Below are 16,417 nucleotides of genomic sequence, written 5' to 3' on the forward strand. Positions count from 1 at the left end.
CCGCGGCCGCCCTGCGGGCCGCGGCGATGCTGAGCGCCGGCGCCGCGATGGCGCTGGCGGCGGCGTGCTCGCGCCCCGGCGCGGGCGCGACGGACGGGACCGCGGCCGCTGCGCAGTGCGAGATTCCGCAATGGCTGCAGCCGCCGCACCGCGACGGCTTCTGCGACCTGCCCGCGGACCTGCGCGGGTTCGTCGCCGAATACGAAGAATTCAAGGCGTTTTCCGGCGGCGAACCGTCCGATGCCGCGGCAATGGAAGCCCTCGCCCGCGAACACGAGCGGCGCGTGGGCGAGCAGCGCGCACGCTGGTCGCGACTGCGCGCCCGCTACGCCGCCGACACCGCCGTCTCGCGCTGGATACAGCGTTACGGCCAAGAGCAGGACCGCTTTTTATGACCGCCACCGACTACCGTTTCGCCGCAGCCACCGCCGCCGACATCGAGCGGCTGATCCCGGTGCTGCGCGAGTTCTATGCAGTCGAGCACCTGCCGTGGAACGAACCGGCGTTGCGCCGCGCGCTCGGCGCGCTGGTCGCCGACCCGAACGCCGGACGCTTGCGCCTGATCGTGCGCGACGGCGAGATCGCCGGCTATTTCGTGCTGGGGTTCTGCTTCAGCCTGGAATTCGGCGGGCGCTTCGGCCTGCTCGACGAGTTGTTCGTCCTGCCGGCGCATCGCGGCGGCGGGCTGGCCAAGCGCGCGCTGGGCGAAGTCGAAGCGCTGTGCCGGGCCGAAGGGCTGGATGCGCTGCGGCTGGAGGTCAACGACGACAACGCGCATGCGCGCGGGATTTACAAGCGCGCGGGCTATGTGGCGCATCCGCGGCGCTTGATGACCTTGTGGCTGCGCGATCAGGGTACGGCGACCTGAGCGAAGGGCGTCGGGCCTGAAGGCCCTCCCACTGGCCGCCTGCGCTGCCGTCATTCCGGCGAAAGCCGGAATCCATTTTGATCTTGCCGTTGTCGTTGCCGAACGTAACGGGCGAAAACGAAAGCAAAATGGATTCCGGCTTTCGCCGGAACGACGGTGTCGACGATCGCGCCACCATCGCAAGCTGCGCACATCCCAACCAATACGTCGCGGCGCCTCCCAAGCCAAGCAACGCTGTACATCGATAGCAGCGACGGCCTTCACATAAAAATTCGGGAAAAACCACTCTGCCGGCTTGCGGTTGCGTGATCGCGCGCACCCGCCCGGCGCTGCCACGAACCTGCAATCTGCCGCTTCCAGGCTTTATCGTTTCCCCCGGCGGCGCATCCGCGCCGCGCCCAGCTCTGGAGCAAGGCCTTGGCATCCCCGACCCGTCGCGATTTCCTCAAGCTCGCAGGCTCCACCGCCGCGCTGAGCCTGCTGCCGCCCAGCATCCGCACCGCCCTGGCCACGCCGGCCGCGCGGGTCACCGGCACCATCCAGGACGTGCAGCACGTGGTGATCCTGATGCAGGAGAACCGCTCGTTCGATCATTACCTCGGCGCGCTGCGCGGCGTGCGCGGTTTCGACGATCCGCGGCCGATCCCGCTGCCGGGCGGCAAGACCGCGTTCGAGCAGCCCAAGTCGGCGAGCAACCCCAACAGCGTGGTGCTGCCGTTCCATCTCGACACCGCCAGCACCGCGGCGCATTGCCTGGCCGACATCGACCACAGCTGGAAAGGCGCGTATTCGCGCTGGAAGGACTACAACGCCTGGATTTCGGTCAAGGGCCCGATGTGCATGGGCCACTTCACCCGCGAGGACATGCCGTTCTATTACGCGCTGGCCGACGCGTTCACCGTCTGCGACGCCTATTACTGCTCGCACCACGGCCCGACCAATCCCAACCGCATGCACCTGTTCACCGGCACCAGCGGCATGACCGTGGGCGACTACGGCGCGCAGGCGGTCAACAACGCCGACGACGGCAACTGGACCGGCGACATGGCCCGCGACAAGCCGACCTTCGCCGGGCACAAGTGGAAGACCTATGCCGAGCGCCTGCAGGACAAGGGCATCGCCTGGCGCGTCTACCAGGAGCACGACAACTACGGCGACAACTCGCTCGCCTACTTCGCCGCGTTCCGCAAGCTGGATACGAATTCGCCGCTGTACAAGCGCGGCCGCGCGATCGTGCCGGGCTCCAACGAGGCCAACGCCAAGACCTCGCGCGGCGAGCACCTGATCGCCGAGTTCGCCAAGGACGTGCGCGAGGGCACTCTGCCGGCGGTGTCGTGGATCGTGCCGTCCTACATCATGAGCGAACACCCCGAGGCCACGCCGGCCTACGGCGAATCGCTGACCGCGCGCCTGCTGGAAGCGCTGGTGGCCAACCCCGAGGTCTGGTCGAAGACCGTCTTCATCATCAATTACGACGAGAACGGCGGCTTCTTCGACCACGCCGCCGCGCCGCTGCCGGCGATCAACGCCGACCTGGGCAAGAGCACGGTCGACACCGCGACCGAGAACTACAACGGCATCCCGGTCGGCCTGGGCGTGCGCGTGCCGATGTTCGTGATCTCGCCGTGGAGCAAGGGCGGCTGGGTCAACTCGCAGGTGTTCGACCACACCTCGGTGCTGCGCTTCCTGGAAGCGCGCTTCGGCGTCGCCGAGCCGAACATCAGCGCGTGGCGCCGCACCGTGGCCGGCGACCTCAGCACCGCGTTCGACTTCGCCACCCCGAACGCGGCGTGGCCGGCGCTGCCGGACACCGACGACAGCATGAGCAACGCCGATGCCAGCTGCCGCCTGGCCGCGCCCAAGCCGCCGGCGCAGCAGCGCCTGCCGAAGCAGGAGCGCGGCCAGCGCCCGGCGCGCGCGCTGCCGTACGAGTTGCAGGTGAGCGGGCGCATCGAAGCGTCCAGCGGGCGCTACTGGCTCGACTTCGGCAACAGCGGCGTCGCCGGCGCCTGCTTCAACGTCTATGCGGGCAACCGCAGCGACGGCCCCTGGTACTACACCCTCGATGCGGGCACGGCGTTGTCGGACTACTGGAGCGCCAGGCAGGTCACCAAGGGTCTCTACGACCTCTCGGCGTACGGTCCGAACGGTTTCCTGCGCGCGTTCAAGGGCGACCTCAACAAGGCGCTGGCGGCCGACGGCGCGAATCCGGAAGCGACGGTGCGCCACGACGTCGCCGGCGGGCGCCTGCTGATCGAATTGGTCAACACCGGCAAGGCCGCGTGCACGCTGACGCTGAAGCCCAACCGCTACAGCGCCGCCGCCGCGCGCAGCTACGCGCTGGCGCCGGGCGCCAAGCGAAGCGACAGCTGGCCGCTCGCGGGCGCGCGCGGCTGGTACGACCTCAGCCTGACCTCGGACAAGGACGCGGGCTATCTGCGCCGTTTCGCCGGCCATGCGGAGAACGGCGAGCACAGCGTCAGCGATCCGGCGATCGGCGCCTGATCGGCGGCAGCGCGCGGCCGCCCGCCCAGCGGGCCGGTGGCCGCGCGCACGATGCCGGCCGGCGCGCGGCGCGCCGGCGCGGCGCACTGCGAACACGCTCGGCGGACGCGGCGCGCGGCGTCGCGGACGAGCGGTGGCGATCCCGCGCCGCCGCTTTGCTACGGTGTCGCCAGCCTTAGCCGGAGCCCGCCGATGACCGACGCCGACCATCGCAACAACCGCCGCACCGTCGCGGCGTACGAAGGCTATGCGCGCGGCTACGCCGCCGCAGTGCCGGCCACGCCGTCGCCGCAGGCGGCCGCGGATTTGCGCCGCTTCGCCGCCGCCCTGGCGCCGCCGGCGCGGGTGCTCGAGATCGGCTCGGGGCCGGGCTGGGACGCCGATTTTCTCGAAACCCTGGGCGCGCGGGTGCGGCGCACCGATGTCACCGCGGCGTTCGTACGGTTTCAGATCGAACGCGGCAAGCAGGCGTATCCGCTGGATCTGCTGAGCGACGAGATCGAGGGAACTTACGACGGGATCTTGCTGCTGTACGTGGTGCAGCACTTCGAACGCGACCAGCTCGATGAGGCGCTGCGCAAGCTGGCGCGGGCGCTGACGGCGCAGGGCGTCGCGCTGCTGTCGCACATGCTCGGCGACGGCGACGAGTGGGAAGGCGATGCGGGCGACTACCGGGTGGTGCGCTGGTCGGCGGCGGCGATGGACGAGCGATTGCGGCGCGCCGGGTTTGCGGTCGAGTGGGAAAGCTTCATCGATAGCGAACGGCGGCCTTGGCGGAGTGTTTTGGTGCGCAAGCTCGGGTAAGTCGTGTTGTCTGCGGTCGCGCGGCACGGTGAACGGCGCGTCGTGGTTGCGTTGGCGCGGTCGCGGTTCGCGCCGCTGCTACAGGGGGCTGCGGATGTCGCGTTTCCTGTAGGAGCGGCGCGAGCCGCGACCGCGAACTCGCCCGGCACGGCGTCGGTTCCGCCGCGCTACAGCTTCATCCCCAGCCAGATCACCGTTTCGGTCGAAGCCGACACCACCGGCGAGAGCAACCGCGACCAGAAGCGGTCTTCGTGCAGGTGCCCCGCCGAGGTATCGTGATGTTCGCGTTCTTCGTCGAGGATCGCGGAAATCGCCGCCACCGCCGCCGGGTCGCGGCCTTTCAACAGGTCCAGCTGATGGGCCAGATGACGCAGCACCACCCGCTCCACCGCGACCGTGGTCGCGGCGATGGCGCGGGCGCCGAACAGGCCGGTGATCAGGCCCAGAGCGTAGCCGCCTAGGCCGCACAGCCCATAGCTGCGGCAGCGCGCGCGGCCGCGGCGTTCGAGTTCGGCCCGGAACAGCGCGCGGTGGCGTTGTTCGTCGGCGCGGAACGCGCTCAGTTCTTGCAGCAGATGCGGCGCGGTGAGCCGGGCCATGCGGATCTGGCCGGCGTAGATGTTGACCGCGCCGTGTTCGCCGGCGTGGTTGACCTTGAGGATGCGGTGGCCGAGATCGGTGTCGCTGCCGGCAGCTTGCGCGATGGCGCTCATGTCGTGCGCGAGCGCCGCGCGGGCTTCAGCCAGCGCCGCAGCTGCGCATACACCTGCGCATCGCCGAGCAAGTCCAGATGATGCAGGCCGTAGCCCAGCCATTGCCGCGACGCGGGAATGCGCAGGTCGAACGCGGGATTGCGGTGCCGGCCCAGCGCGCTGGCGACCGGCACCAGCCCGTCGCCCGACGGCGGGTCGTCGCGGCGCTGATCGCCCTGGTCGCGCGCGCGCCGGGCGTCGGTCGACACCGCGATCGCGTAGCTGCGCACGCCCTTGGGCAACGGCACCGGCGTGCGGGTGTCGGCGCGCGCGTCGGCGCCGGCGCGCTTGCGGTCGGCGTGCGCGCGCCAGTCTGAATCGAGCAGGTTGCCGTGGCGCAGGTCCTGGATGCCGGCGCTGCGGATCTTGCCGAGGCGCGCGAACGGCGCGGTGTACGGGCTCAGTTGGATCACCGTGTCGAACCAGCTGCCGGCGCGTTCCAGCGGCGCGCCCTGATGCGGCGTGCCGAGAAACACCAGGCTGTCGAGCTTGTCGATCCAGCCATGCCGCGCCTGCGCGGCGGCGTGGCAGGCGCTGCGCGCGACCAGGCCGCCCATGCTGTGGCAGACGATCGCCAGGCGTTCCACCGGCACCGGCCAATCGCGCAGCAAGCGTTCCAGCCGGGCGGAGAAATCGCGGCCGTTGAACGAAATGTGGCGGCCGCTGTTGTAGCGCAGATAGACCGGCGTCCAACCCGCGTCGCGCGCCAGCTCGGCGCCGTAATCGTGGCCGTTCCAGCGCCACTGCCGGTCGTTCATGCACAGGCCGTGGACGAATACGACCAACTTGCCGCCGGCCTGCGGCAGCGCCGCGCCCAAGGCCTTGCGGCCCGACGGCAACGGCCGGCCGCCGCTGCACAGGCGCATGCCGATGGCCAGCGGGTTGCCGGTTTCGTCGAGGTGATCGCCGAGCACGCCGTTGAGCGCGCTGATCGCCGCGTCGCGTTGCGGCAACGATTCGATCCGGTCCAGCCACGGCGCGACCTGCGCCAGTCCCAGGTCCAGCGCGCCGCCGACCAGACGGGCGACGCCGCGCACGCCGCGATACACCTGCCCGGTCAGGCCGCGGGTCGGGTCGTAGACCGGCGCGCCGAACGGGCCGGGCAAAGCGGCGATGGTGGCGTGGACGGATTCGACCAGATCGGCGACGCCGGTGATCGCGTCGATGGTGAGGCGGCCGATGCCGCGCAAATCGCCGCCGTAGCCGGTTTCGTTCGGGGCCGAGCGTTTGGTCGACATGCGGCGGCGCGGGCGGAAGAGGGGCTCAGCGTAGCGCAGTTGCCTGCGCATCGCAGGCGCAGGCCGCGCAAGCGCCGGAGGCTGCGTCGCAGTCCGGCGAGTCGACCGCCCGCCCCCGCATCGGGGCGCCGCCGCGCGGGCGACCGCTTGTGCAGACCGCGCTCAGCCGCCGCGCGCCAGCCACTTGCGCGCCAGCCGCCGCATCGAGTCGTCGCTGTCCGGATCGGCCAGCACCGCGTCGATCTCGCGCCAGGCCAGCGCCAGCGATTCTTCGCCGACCACGAACGCTTCGCTGTCGCCCGCGCGCACCACATAGCGCAGGTCGTAATGCCAATGGCCGGGCACGTCGCCGCGCTCGGGAATCCAGTGGCGGTCGAGGTCGAACAGCTCCGGCTCCACGCTGAGGCCGGCGAGCCCGGATTCCTCTTCGGCTTCCTTCAGCGCGACCGCGGCCAGGTCGCGGTCGCCGTCGGCGTGGCCGCCGAGCTGCAGCCAGCGGCCGAGCTTGCGGTGGTGGGTCAGCAACACGCGCGCGCCGGCGCGGTCGACCAGCCACGCGCTGCCGGTGAAGTGGCCGGCCAGGCGCTCGCGCCGGAACGGGTCCGGCCATACGGCAGCGTCGTGCTGCAGCGCACCACGCGCTTCGTCGGTCTCGGCCAGCAGTTCCAGGAACGGCGCCGTATGTCCGGCTTCTTCCGGCCAGCGCCGGGCATAGTCGCTCAGTGTGGAACGAAGTTCGGCGATGGCGTCGGGGCGTTGCGCTGGCATGGAGAGGGGCTGGCGATTCAGGAACGGGGAGCCGGGATTATCGCCGCCGGGACCATGACCGTGTGCGCTTGCCGCTTATTTACACCCTGAGTTAAGGTGGCCCGCCGCCCCGCTCCGGGTGCGAGTCATCGTCGTCGCCAGAACGACGGGCACAGATCACTTCTTACGAGAGAGAGGGGAGTTCGATGTCGAGAGGCCTGTTCATCACCAAGCCGGTGGCACCCGCCGGCCATGTGGACGCCGGCGAGCCCGTAGAGGGCAGCCTCCAGGGCGAGGCAACGCTGAAACGGTCTCTGACCGCGACCCAATTGGTGATGCTGGGCATCGGCGCGGTCATCGGCGCCGGCATCTTCGTCCTCTCCGGCCACGCCGCGGCCGAGCACGCCGGCCCGGCGATCGTGCTGAGCTTCGTCGTCGCCGGCATCGCCTGCGCGCTGGCGGGCCTGTGCTACGCCGAGTTCTCGGCGATGCTGCCGGTGTCGGGCAGCGCCTACTCCTATTCTTATGCCACGCTCGGCGAGTTCGTCGCCTGGTTCATCGGCTGGAACCTGGTGCTGGAATACCTGTTCGCCGCGTCCACCGTCGCGGTGGGCTGGTCGGGCTACCTCAACAGCCTGCTGACGACTTTCGGCGTCGGCCTGCCGGCGTCGCTGTCGGCCGCGCCGCTCAACATGGTCGACGGCGCGTTCGTCTACACCGGCGGCCTGGTCAATCTGCCGGCGGTGGTCATCGTCGCCGCGCTCAGCGGCCTGTGCTACGTCGGCATCACCCAGTCGGCCTTCATCAACACGATCATCGTCGCGATCAAGGTCGTGGTGATCACCTTGTTCGTCGCTTTCGCCGCCAAGTACGTCAACCCGGACAACTGGGTGCCGTTCATTCCGGAAAGCCAGGGGCCCGGCAAGTACGGCATCGACGGCGTGATCCGCGGCGCCTCGGTGGTGTTCTTCGCCTACATCGGTTTCGACGCGGTCTCCACCGCCGCCGGCGAAGCCAAGAACCCGCAGCGCGACATGCCGATCGGCATCCTCGGCTCGCTGGTGATCTGCACCATCATCTACATCATCGTCTCCGGCGTGCTGACCGGCCTGCTGCCGTACCACATGCTGAGCACGCCCAAGCCGGTCGCGACCGCGCTGGAAGCCTATCCGGCGCTGGGCTGGCTGAAGCTGGTGGTCGAAATCGGCGCCATCGCCGGCCTCAGCTCGGTGATCCTGGTCATGCTGATGGGCCAGCCGCGCATCTTCTATTCGATGGCGAAAGACGGCCTGCTGCCGCAGTTCTTCGCCAAGGTGCATCCGAAGTTCCAGACCCCGTACGTGGGCACGATCATCGTCGGCGTGTTCGCCTGCATCCTGGCCGGCCTGTTCCCGATCAACCTGCTCGGCGAACTGGTGTCGATGGGCACCCTGCTGGCGTTCGCCACGGTCTGCGTCGGCGTGCTGATCCTGCGCAACACCCGCCCCGACCTGCCGCGTCCGTTCCGCGTGCCGCTGGCCGTCGTGGTCTGCCCGCTCGGCGCCGCCGCGTGTCTGTACCTGTTCTGGAAGCCGTTCTCCGAGCATTGGCACCTGATGACCGGCTGGACCGCGATCGGCATGCTGATCTACTTCGGCTACGGCTACCACAACAGCAAGCTGCGCAAGGCGGCGGGCGGCAAGGCCTGAACCCGGCGCTTTCATGATTCGAGGCCGGCGGGATATCCCGCCGGCCTTTTTCCTTTTACAGCGGCACGTTTCCATCGCGTCCGGCTTCATCTCAGACAGGCCTCGCCCGAAGCCGTCATTCCCGCGAAAGCGGGAATCCAGAGACTTCAGAGTCTTGCATCGGTGAAGCCCTGGATTCCCGCTTTCGCGGGAATGACGGATCGGACAGACGCAGCGCGCGGACAGACGCAACACCAGGACGAACCACCATGCTGGAACAACTCCGGGCGACCAAACACCCGCACGCCGCCCACACCGAGGCCGAAGGGCTGAGCCTGCACCGCACCCTCGGCCCCTGGGGCCTGACCGCGCTGGGCATCGGCGCGGTGATCGGCGGCGGCATCTTCGTGATCACCGGCAAGGCCGCGGCCGAGCACGCGGGGCCGGCGATCATGCTGTCGTTCGTGCTCGCGGCGATCTGCTGCACCTTCTGCGCGCTGGCCTACGCCGAATTCGCGGCGATGGTGCCGGTCTCCGGCAGCGCCTACACCTACACCTACGCCACCCTCGGCGAACTGGCCGCGTGGTTCATCGGCTGGATGCTGATATTGGAATACGGCGTATCGGCCTCGGCGGTGGCGGTCAGTTGGACCGGCTACTTCCTCAGTCTGTTGCAACACTTCGACATAACGCTGCCCGCGGCGCTGGTGCAGGCGCCGCTGGACGCCAAGCTGCGCCCGACCGGCGCCATCGCCAACCTGCCGGCGGCGGCGATCGTGCTGTTGCTGACCTGGCTGTGCTACGTCGGCATCCGCAAGTCCTCGGCCATGAACATGGCGATGGTGGTGCTCAAGTCGGGCTTGATCGTGCTGGTGATCGCGGTCGGCTGGAAGTACGTGAACCCGGACCTGTGGCAGCCGTTCATCCCCGAATCGCAGGGCCACGGCAAGTACGGCTGGGAAGGCGTGCTGCGCGGCGCCTCGATGGTGTTCTTCGCCTACATCGGCTTCGAGGCGGTGTCGGTGGCGGCGCAGGAATCGCACAAGCCGCAGAAGGACATGCCGATCGGCATGATGGCCTCGCTGGCGATCTGCACCGTGCTGTACATCGGTATGGCCGCGGTGATGACGGGCCTGGCGCCGTACTACACCCTGGGCACCGACGAGCCGGTGGTGACCGCGATCGCCGCGCATCCGGCGCTGAACTGGCTGCGCATCGTGGTCGAGGTCGGCGCCCTGGTCGGGCTGTCGTCGGTGGTGCTGGTGATGATCATCGGCCAGCCGCGCATCTTCATGATCATGGCCCGCGACGGCCTGCTGCCGCCGGTGTTCACCAAGATCCATCCCAAGTACCGCACCCCGCACATCAACACCGTGATCACCGGCATCGGTATCGCTCTGCTGGCGGCGCTGTTCCCGCTCGACATCCTCGGCGACATGACCTCGATGGGCACCCTGATCGCGTTCGCCTCGGTCTGCCTGGGCGTGCTGATCCTGCGCCGCACCCAGCCCGACCTGCCGCGGCCGTTCCGGATTCCGTTCGCGTGGCCGATCTGCATCAGCGGCATCCTCAGCTGCCTGGTGCTGCTGTCAACGATGAGCGCGCACAACTGGATGCTGATGGCGGTGTGGACCGGGATAGGTTTCGCGATCTATTTCGCCTACGGTTTCCGCCACAGCTTCCTGCGCAAGTCGCGCTGATTGCGGACGCCCCCACGAGGCCGGCCCCGGGACTCCCAGGGCCGGCCTTTGGTTTTTGTAGGGCGGCTCTTGTGGGAGGGCCTTCAGGCCCGACGCTGTCCGGCGGGATCGCCGCGACCTGAGACAAAAGCATCGGGCCTGAAGGCCCTCCCACAAGAGCAGGCCTGCCGCCATAACGCTGCGTTATGGCAAAAACGAGGCAACCGCCACATCCGGGCGCTAAACTGGCGGGCATGAACAGCCCCCTGCCCTACGATCCGCAGCGCCTGGCGCATTGCGCCGGCGAGATCATCGTCAATGTGCGCGAGCTGGCCCAGCGCGGCTGGACCCCGGCCACCAGCAGCAACTTCTCGCGCCGCATCGACGGCCAGCACGTGGCCATCACCGTCTCCGGCCGCGACAAGGGCCGGCTGACCGAAGACGACATCATGGTCGTCGACCTCGACGGCGCCCCGGTCGCCACCAGCCACCGCCCGTCCGCCGAGACCCTGCTGCACACCCAGCTGTACAAGCGCTACCCCGAGATCGGCTGCGTCCTGCACACCCATTCGCAGACCCAGACCGTGGCCTCTCGCCTGTACGCCGGCCAGGGCCACGTGCACCTGGAAGGCTACGAGCTGCTCAAGGCCTTCGCCGGCACCACCACCCACGACACCGAGCTGGACCTGCCGGTCTATCCCAACACTCAGGACATGCCGACCCTGGCCGCCCAGGTCGACGCGACCCTGGACCAGCAGACCCTGTGGGGCTACCTGATCGACGGCCACGGCCTGTACGCCTGGGGCCGCGACATGGGCGAGGCCCGGCGACACCTGGAGGCGTTCGAATTCCTGCTGGGCTGCGAACTCGAACTGAGGAGGCTGCGCCGATGAGCCGCTTGCGTATTTTCCGCGAAGACCAGCCCGACGCGCCGAAGCTGAGCACCAGCGACCAGGCCGAGATCGCGCGCGAACTGGCCAAGATCGGCGTCGGCTTCGAGCAGTGGCAGGCGTCCAAGCCGGTCAAGCCGGGCGACACGCCGGAGACGATCATGGACGCCTATCGCGCCGACATCGACCGCATCACTGTCGAGCGCGGGTTCAAGACCGTCGACGTGGTCAGCATCGCCCCGGACAACCCGCAGCGCGAGACCATGCGCGGCAAGTTCCTCGACGAGCACTACCACAAGGAAGACGAAGTGCGTTTCTTCGTCGCCGGCTCGGGCCTGTTCACCCTGCACGTCGAACCGAATGTGTACGAGATCAAGTGCGAACAGGGCGACCTGATCTCGGTGCCCGACAGCACCCTGCACTGGTTCGACATGGGCCCGGAGCCCAGCTTCGTCGCGATCCGCTTCTTCACCGAGCCGGACGGCTGGGTCGGCTACTTCACCGGCACCGATCTCGCGCAGCAGTTTCCGCGCTACGAGAAAGGCCAGGCGGGCTGAAAGCGAGACGCGAGCGTAGAGGAGTGAGGAGCGAGCGAAAGCCGCTCCGCTCCGGTTCGCTCCCGCGCTTCGCCCGCCGCTTCCGCTCACTCCTCACTCCTCTACGCTCACTTCTCGCCCCATGCCCATCCGCGCCATCCTCACCGACATCGAAGGCACCACCAGCAGCATCTCCTTCGTCAAGGACGTGCTGTTCCCTTACGCGCGCCGCGCCCTGCCGGGCTTCGTCGCCGCGCGCGGGCGCGAGCCGAACGTGCGCAAGTGGCTGGACGCGGTGGCGATGGAACACGGCGGCGTGTGCCAGGATTCGGTCGTCGTCGAGGTGCTGCAGGGCTGGATCGACGAAGACCGCAAGCACACCGCGCTCAAGGCCCTGCAAGGCATGATCTGGGCCGACGGCTACAAGAGCGCGGACTTCACCTCGCACATGTACCCCGACGCCGCGCCGGCGCTGCGCCAGTGGAAGGACGCCGGCCTGCGCCTGTACGTCTATTCCTCCGGCAGCGTGCCCGCGCAGCGCCTGCTGTTCGGCCACAGCGACGCCGGCGACCTGACCGAGCTGTTCTCCGGCTTCTTCGACACCGAAGTCGGCGGCAAGCGCGAGGCGGCGAGCTACGAGCGCATCCGCGAGAGCATCGGCCTGGCGGGCGACGAGATCCTGTTCCTGTCCGACGTGGTCGAAGAACTCGACGCCGCGCGCGAGGCCGGCCTGGAGACCGTGCTGATCGACCGCCGCGAAGACTACCCGCAACCGCGCGAAGGCGACGCCACCCACGACCACCCGCGCGCGACCTCGTTCGACCAGATCGAGCTCTGACGCGCCGGCGCATGGGCTGCCTGTAGGAGCGGCGCGAGCCGCGACTGCGAAAACACAACTACGCCGCTGCTGCCATCGCGCGAGAAACCTGCGACCTGCGGTTGCCGGGCCCTGCGCAGGCCACCGCCGACTTCGTCGCAAATGCAGTGTCGCGGTCGCGGCTCGCGCCGCTCCTACAGGTAGCCCATGTAGGAGCGGCGCGAGCCGCGACTGCGAAAAGGCAACCACGCCGTCACTGCCATCGCGTGCGAGACCCGCAACGCTCGGTCATCGGGCGCTGAGCCAAACACCGCCGATCAAGCCACGCGGATCTACAGCAGGCGACTCAAATTGCGGACCCGCACTTCATCGCGCTCCACGCCGTGCGCGTGCGCGGCCTGGCGACGGATGCGGTCCAGCAGTTCGGCCGGGTCGAAGTGTCCGGGTTCGTCCGGCGCATAGTCCAGCGTGGCCTGGCCCCAGACGATGAAACGCCCGCCGACCAGGATTTCGTAGTCGGCGAAGTAGCAGTAGTGCGTGTCCATGGCCGTGCCGGCTCAGGTGCCGACGTGGATGTCGTTGCCGCTTTCGGCGCAGCCCAGGTGCTCCAGCGCGATCGACAGCGCCAGGGTGTAGCTCTGCGCCGAATAGCCGTGGACCAGGCGCAGGCGACGGCCGCAGCCGGGCGCCAGGCTCGGCTCCAGCGCGTTGGTGTCGTCGTCGTGGACTTCGATGTACGGCACCGTCAGCTGTTCCAGCGCGCCGCGCAGTTCCGCGCTGGCCGGCAGGCAGGCGCCCGGGTCGAGCAACAGCAGCTCGGCGTTGGCCGCGCGCATGTTGCGCAGGCATTCGACCAGTTCGCTCTCGCTGCGACAGCTGCGCAGCGCCAGCGCCTTGCCGGCGCCGGCGGCGCGCTCGACCAGGGTCGCGCGCACTTCGCCGGCCAGCGGCGGGACCATCGAATCGACGGCGGCATCGGTGTGGGGGCCGCGCAGGATCAGGATCGACACGTTCGGACTCGCTGCGCACGCGGGACGGTGCGCCGTGGCCATCACTGTAGGAACGCGCGGCATAAAGGCGCTATGCGGCGCGGCCGGCGGGCGCGTAAAGCGCGCGTCAATTCTCGTTGCGGGGGCGGCGTATGGAGCGGCGGTCGGTGTCGTGTGGCGATCATTTCAGGCTGCCGCGGACTCGAATTCAAACTTGAATTCAAACGCGGACTCGGACTCGGACACAGACTCGGGCACGGACACGCATGCGCATGTGGATACGGACAACGTCCCGCACTTCGGCTACGACGCCCTCCCCCTCGTCATTCCGGCGAAAGCCGGAATCCATTTTGCTCTTGCCCAGCACCGCCAGCGGACAAGCGCATCGCTTGCGAGAATCGAACCAGCGCAACAGCAAAACGGATTCCGGCTTTCGCCGGAATGACGGAGCATGGAGATCGGGCATTCGGCCGACCGCCTCGTTCAACCGTGGATCTTCTCGCCCCGCCCCAACATCTCCACCAGCTTCGCGATCCGCGCCGCGCGCGTTTCGGCCTTCTTCGCTGTGTGCACCCGCCACAACACGGCGTAGCGGTTGCCCGCGTCCAGTCCTTCGAAGAACTCGCGCGCCTTCGGCGACTTCGCCAGCGCCGCGGCCAGGTCCTGCGGCACCTCGATCTTGCTCGACGACGCGTACGCCGCGGCCCAGCGCCCGTCGGCGCGGGCGGCGTCGATCTCGCGTTGCCCGCCCGGCCGCATGCGTCCCTGCGCGATCAGCGCCTCGCACTTGCCGATGTTGATCTGCGACCACAGGCTGCGCGGCCGCCGCGGCACGAAGCGCTGCAGGAAATAGACCTCGTCCAGGCTGCGCTTCTGTCCGTCGATCCAGCCGTGGCACAGCGCCACGTCCAGCGCCTGCGCGTAGTCGACGGTGACCGCGCCCTTGCCCTTCTTGGCGATCTTCAGCCACAAGCCGCGCTTGGCCGGCGGCGTTTCCAGCCAGCGCTCGAACGCGGCCGCGTCGTCGAACGCGATCACCGGCAGGTCGTCGGCCGGCCCGGTCGGCTTGGCGCTCATGGCGCGGCGTCCAGCAGGCGGTAGGCGGTGCCCAGGCGCTGCTCGCCCTGCCAGGCGTCGAACGCCCGCACCTCGACCGCGTGCTCGCCGACGGCCAGGTCGGTCGGCAGCAGCGCGCTCCACAGGTGCGGGGTCGGCGTGGCGGTCGCGGAGCGGTCGTAAGCGCGCAGCTGCGCGGCCGCGTCGTCGCGCGCGTTCTCGGCCAGCAGCGCCGGGTCGGGCTGAGCCACGCGGCGCATCGGCTTCCAATCGCCGCCGTCGATGCGGTACTCCACGCGGCTGTCGTCGCGGCCCATGAACACGTTGGCGTAGACATCGCGGATCGGATACGAGCCCTGGCGCAGCGCCTTGGGCGCATACAGCCGCAGGTAGTCGTTGGCGACCGCGGCCGTGTCGAGCGCGCGGCCCGCCGACGGCGCCGGGTGCCAGCTCAGCGCGTAGCCGGCATCGGCGCGCACGCGCAGGCGCGCGTAGCCGTTGGGCGTGCCGTCGCTCATGGTCGCGTCGGGCAGGCCCTGCGCGTCCTTGATCCCGGACCAGAACGCGCCGCAGGCCGCGCCGACGTTGTACTCGTGCAGCGGCGCGGCGCCGCGCCAGCCGCTGTCGCCATTGTGATAGACGTGGCGCTGGGCGTGGCTGTGGCCGCTGAGCACCAGCACGTGCGGGAACTCGCGCAGCAGGCCGAACAGGCGCTCGCGGTCGGCGTGGCGGAAGCTTTCCCGGCCCGGCGCGGCGTCGAACAGCGGGATGTGCATCGCCAGCACCAGCAACCGGCGCTTGTCGGCGGCGGCCAGGTAGGCTTCGAGGAACGCGAACTGGTCCGGCCGCAGCCCGCCGATGTACTCGGGCTTGGAGCCGGGCCGATAGACCACGTCGTCGAGCACCACGAAGTTCGCCTGCGCCTCTTCCCAGGCGTAGGTGTCGGGGCCGTAGACGTGGCGGTAGCTCAGCAGCGAGTCCTCGTCGTCCTTGGCGTCGAAGTCGAGATCGTGGTTGCCGGGCGCATGCAGCCACGGCACGCCGAGGCTCGCGGTGACGGCGTTGATCCGCGGGTACAGCGACAGATCGTCGTGGGTCAGGTCGCCCAGGGTCAGGCCGAGGTCGGCCAGCGGCGCGCGGCCTTTGCGCTGCGCCCGCAGCGGTTCGACGATGCTGCGGCGGTAGTAGCCGACGTCGGTCGCGCTCTTGGTCTGCGGGTCGGCGAACACCAGCACGTCGAGATCGCCGCCGCGCGGCGTGCGCGGTTCGGGAATCAACGGGTAATCGCGGCAGGTCGGCGCGGCCTGCGGCATGCCGCCGTACTTCAGCGCCGGCCCCTCGGCGAGGGTCGTGTTGAGCCAGTAGTCCGGCAGGCCGCTGTCGGCGCGCGCGGCCAGGCGATAGCCGGCCGGCTTGATCACGAACTGGCTGCCGCGCTCGCGCAGCGGCAGGGTGTAGCGGCCCTGGGCGTCGGTCAGGACGATGCCGCGGCCGTCGGAGACGCGCTGGCCGGCCAACCCGGGCTCGCCCGGATCGCGGCGGCCGTTGCCGTTGCGGTCCTCGAACACCGTGCCGCCTTCGCACGGCGCGGGCAGCGACTGGGCCAACGCCGACGGCATCGCGACGGACAGGGACAGGGCGAGGATGCAGACGCGCAGGCGCATGAAACGGTCTCCGGAACGAAGCCGGCATTATGCGGCGGGCGCGGGCGGGGCGCGGGGCCGCGGCTGGCGCAATCAGGCCGGTGGGCGTCCGCGATGAGGCGTGAGGGCGGCACGGGCGTCGGCCGGTTTCGTCGTGGTCGCGTTGGCGCGGTCGCGGCTTGCGCCGCTCCTACAGGGCTTCGGCTGCGGCATGGGCTACCTGTAG

Annotated in this window: 18 protein-coding genes; 10 read left to right on the top strand and 8 right to left on the bottom strand. The window is 69.5% G+C overall.

The genetic code is table 11. From position 1 onward, the window contains the following. Positions 1-47 precede the first annotated feature (47 nt). Entirely contained in the window at positions 48-395 is a 348-nt protein-coding gene (locus tag JHW41_RS15590; protein ID WP_250443237.1) for a hypothetical protein, read from the top strand. Next, positions 392-868 (top strand): GNAT family N-acetyltransferase, encoded by a 477-nt coding sequence (locus JHW41_RS15595; protein WP_250443239.1) that lies wholly within the window; start codon positions 392-394, stop codon positions 866-868. Before JHW41_RS15590 ends, JHW41_RS15595 begins: the two co-directional genes overlap by 4 nt. Here the strand turns inward: JHW41_RS15595 and JHW41_RS27145 are convergent. Next, positions 850-900 (bottom strand): DUF6053 domain-containing protein, encoded by a 51-nt coding sequence (locus tag JHW41_RS27145; protein WP_425606355.1) that lies wholly within the window; start codon positions 898-900, stop codon positions 850-852. The two genes, JHW41_RS15595 and JHW41_RS27145, sit on opposite strands and share 19 nt — an antisense overlap. Positions 901-1,285: 385 nt before the next feature. Here JHW41_RS27145 and JHW41_RS15600 point away from each other — a divergent pair, with 385 nt between their 5' ends. Both JHW41_RS15600 and JHW41_RS15605 read left to right on the top strand, forming a co-directional pair. Beyond that, entirely contained in the window at positions 1,286-3,373 is a 2,088-nt protein-coding gene (locus JHW41_RS15600; RefSeq protein ID WP_250443241.1) for a phosphocholine-specific phospholipase C, read from the top strand. Positions 3,374-3,424: 51 nt separating this feature from the next. Continuing rightward, a complete protein-coding gene (locus tag JHW41_RS15605) occupies positions 3,425-4,177 on the top strand; it encodes a class I SAM-dependent methyltransferase (RefSeq protein WP_250443243.1) in 753 nt (250 codons plus the stop codon). Positions 4,178-4,344: 167 nt separating this feature from the next. On the opposite strand, the gene JHW41_RS15610 is transcribed toward JHW41_RS15605, so the two are convergent. The 3 genes from JHW41_RS15610 to JHW41_RS15620 all read right to left on the bottom strand — a co-directional run bounded on the left by JHW41_RS15610 (position 4,345) and on the right by JHW41_RS15620 (position 6,935). Then, the gene (locus tag JHW41_RS15610) at positions 4,345-4,890 is read right to left on the bottom strand and encodes a demethoxyubiquinone hydroxylase family protein (protein ID WP_250443245.1); all 546 of its coding nucleotides are present in this window, start codon (positions 4,888-4,890) and stop codon (positions 4,345-4,347) included. After that, positions 4,887-6,167, bottom strand: coding sequence for an esterase/lipase family protein (locus JHW41_RS15615; RefSeq protein ID WP_250443248.1), 1,281 nt, complete (start codon positions 6,165-6,167; stop codon positions 4,887-4,889). The genes JHW41_RS15610 and JHW41_RS15615 overlap by 4 nt, the downstream gene beginning before the upstream one ends. 162 nt (positions 6,168-6,329) lie before the next feature. Next, positions 6,330-6,935 carry an NUDIX hydrolase gene (locus JHW41_RS15620; protein ID WP_250443250.1) on the bottom strand — a complete coding sequence of 202 codons (606 nt, stop codon included), beginning with the start codon at positions 6,933-6,935 and terminating at the stop codon, positions 6,330-6,332. A 185-nt stretch (positions 6,936-7,120) separates the two neighbouring features. On the opposite strand from JHW41_RS15620, the gene JHW41_RS15625 reads away from it, so the two are divergent. The 6 genes from JHW41_RS15625 (at position 7,121) to mtnC (ending at position 12,524) form a co-directional block, all read left to right on the top strand. Next, positions 7,121-8,602 carry an amino acid permease gene (locus tag JHW41_RS15625; RefSeq protein WP_057947141.1) on the top strand — a complete coding sequence of 494 codons (1,482 nt, stop codon included), beginning with the start codon at positions 7,121-7,123 and terminating at the stop codon, positions 8,600-8,602. A gap of 248 nt (positions 8,603-8,850) precedes the next feature. After that, positions 8,851-10,281, top strand: a complete 1,431-nt coding sequence (locus tag JHW41_RS15630) for an amino acid permease (protein ID WP_057947140.1) — start codon at positions 8,851-8,853, stop codon at positions 10,279-10,281. A 131-nt stretch (positions 10,282-10,412) separates the two neighbouring features. Then, positions 10,413-10,457 carry a hypothetical protein gene (locus tag JHW41_RS27150; RefSeq protein ID WP_428995555.1) on the top strand — a complete coding sequence of 15 codons (45 nt, stop codon included), beginning with the start codon at positions 10,413-10,415 and terminating at the stop codon, positions 10,455-10,457. Positions 10,458-10,514: 57 nt separating this feature from the next. Next, positions 10,515-11,153: a methylthioribulose 1-phosphate dehydratase gene (locus tag JHW41_RS15635; protein WP_057947139.1), complete on the top strand. Its 639-nt coding sequence runs from the start codon at positions 10,515-10,517 to the stop codon at positions 11,151-11,153. Next, positions 11,150-11,707 carry a 1,2-dihydroxy-3-keto-5-methylthiopentene dioxygenase gene (locus tag JHW41_RS15640; protein WP_250443253.1) on the top strand — a complete coding sequence of 186 codons (558 nt, stop codon included), beginning with the start codon at positions 11,150-11,152 and terminating at the stop codon, positions 11,705-11,707. The genes JHW41_RS15635 and JHW41_RS15640 overlap by 4 nt, the downstream gene beginning before the upstream one ends. A 121-nt stretch (positions 11,708-11,828) precedes the next feature. Next, positions 11,829-12,524 (top strand): acireductone synthase, encoded by a 696-nt coding sequence (gene mtnC, locus JHW41_RS15645; protein WP_250443256.1) that lies wholly within the window; start codon positions 11,829-11,831, stop codon positions 12,522-12,524. Between the two features lie 311 nt (positions 12,525-12,835). On the opposite strand, the gene JHW41_RS15650 is transcribed toward mtnC, so the two are convergent. The 4 genes from JHW41_RS15650 to JHW41_RS15665 form a co-directional block, all read right to left on the bottom strand. Next, positions 12,836-13,048, bottom strand: coding sequence for a hypothetical protein (locus JHW41_RS15650; protein ID WP_198944649.1), 213 nt, complete (start codon positions 13,046-13,048; stop codon positions 12,836-12,838). 12 nt (positions 13,049-13,060) lie between these two features. Then, positions 13,061-13,513 carry a type II 3-dehydroquinate dehydratase gene (locus JHW41_RS15655; RefSeq protein ID WP_078998019.1) on the bottom strand — a complete coding sequence of 151 codons (453 nt, stop codon included), beginning with the start codon at positions 13,511-13,513 and terminating at the stop codon, positions 13,061-13,063. A 462-nt stretch (positions 13,514-13,975) separates the two neighbouring features. Further along, positions 13,976-14,569: a YdeI/OmpD-associated family protein gene (locus JHW41_RS15660; protein WP_057947134.1), complete on the bottom strand. Its 594-nt coding sequence runs from the start codon at positions 14,567-14,569 to the stop codon at positions 13,976-13,978. Next, complete coding sequence (locus JHW41_RS15665; protein ID WP_250443258.1) at positions 14,566-16,212, bottom strand: calcineurin-like phosphoesterase C-terminal domain-containing protein; 1,647 nt, start codon at positions 16,210-16,212, stop codon at positions 14,566-14,568. Before JHW41_RS15665 ends, JHW41_RS15660 begins: the two co-directional genes overlap by 4 nt. Positions 16,213-16,417 lie beyond the last annotated feature (205 nt).

It is taken from the genome of Lysobacter enzymogenes (assembly GCF_023617245.1).
Taxonomy (GTDB): domain Bacteria; phylum Pseudomonadota; class Gammaproteobacteria; order Xanthomonadales; family Xanthomonadaceae; genus Lysobacter; species Lysobacter yananisis.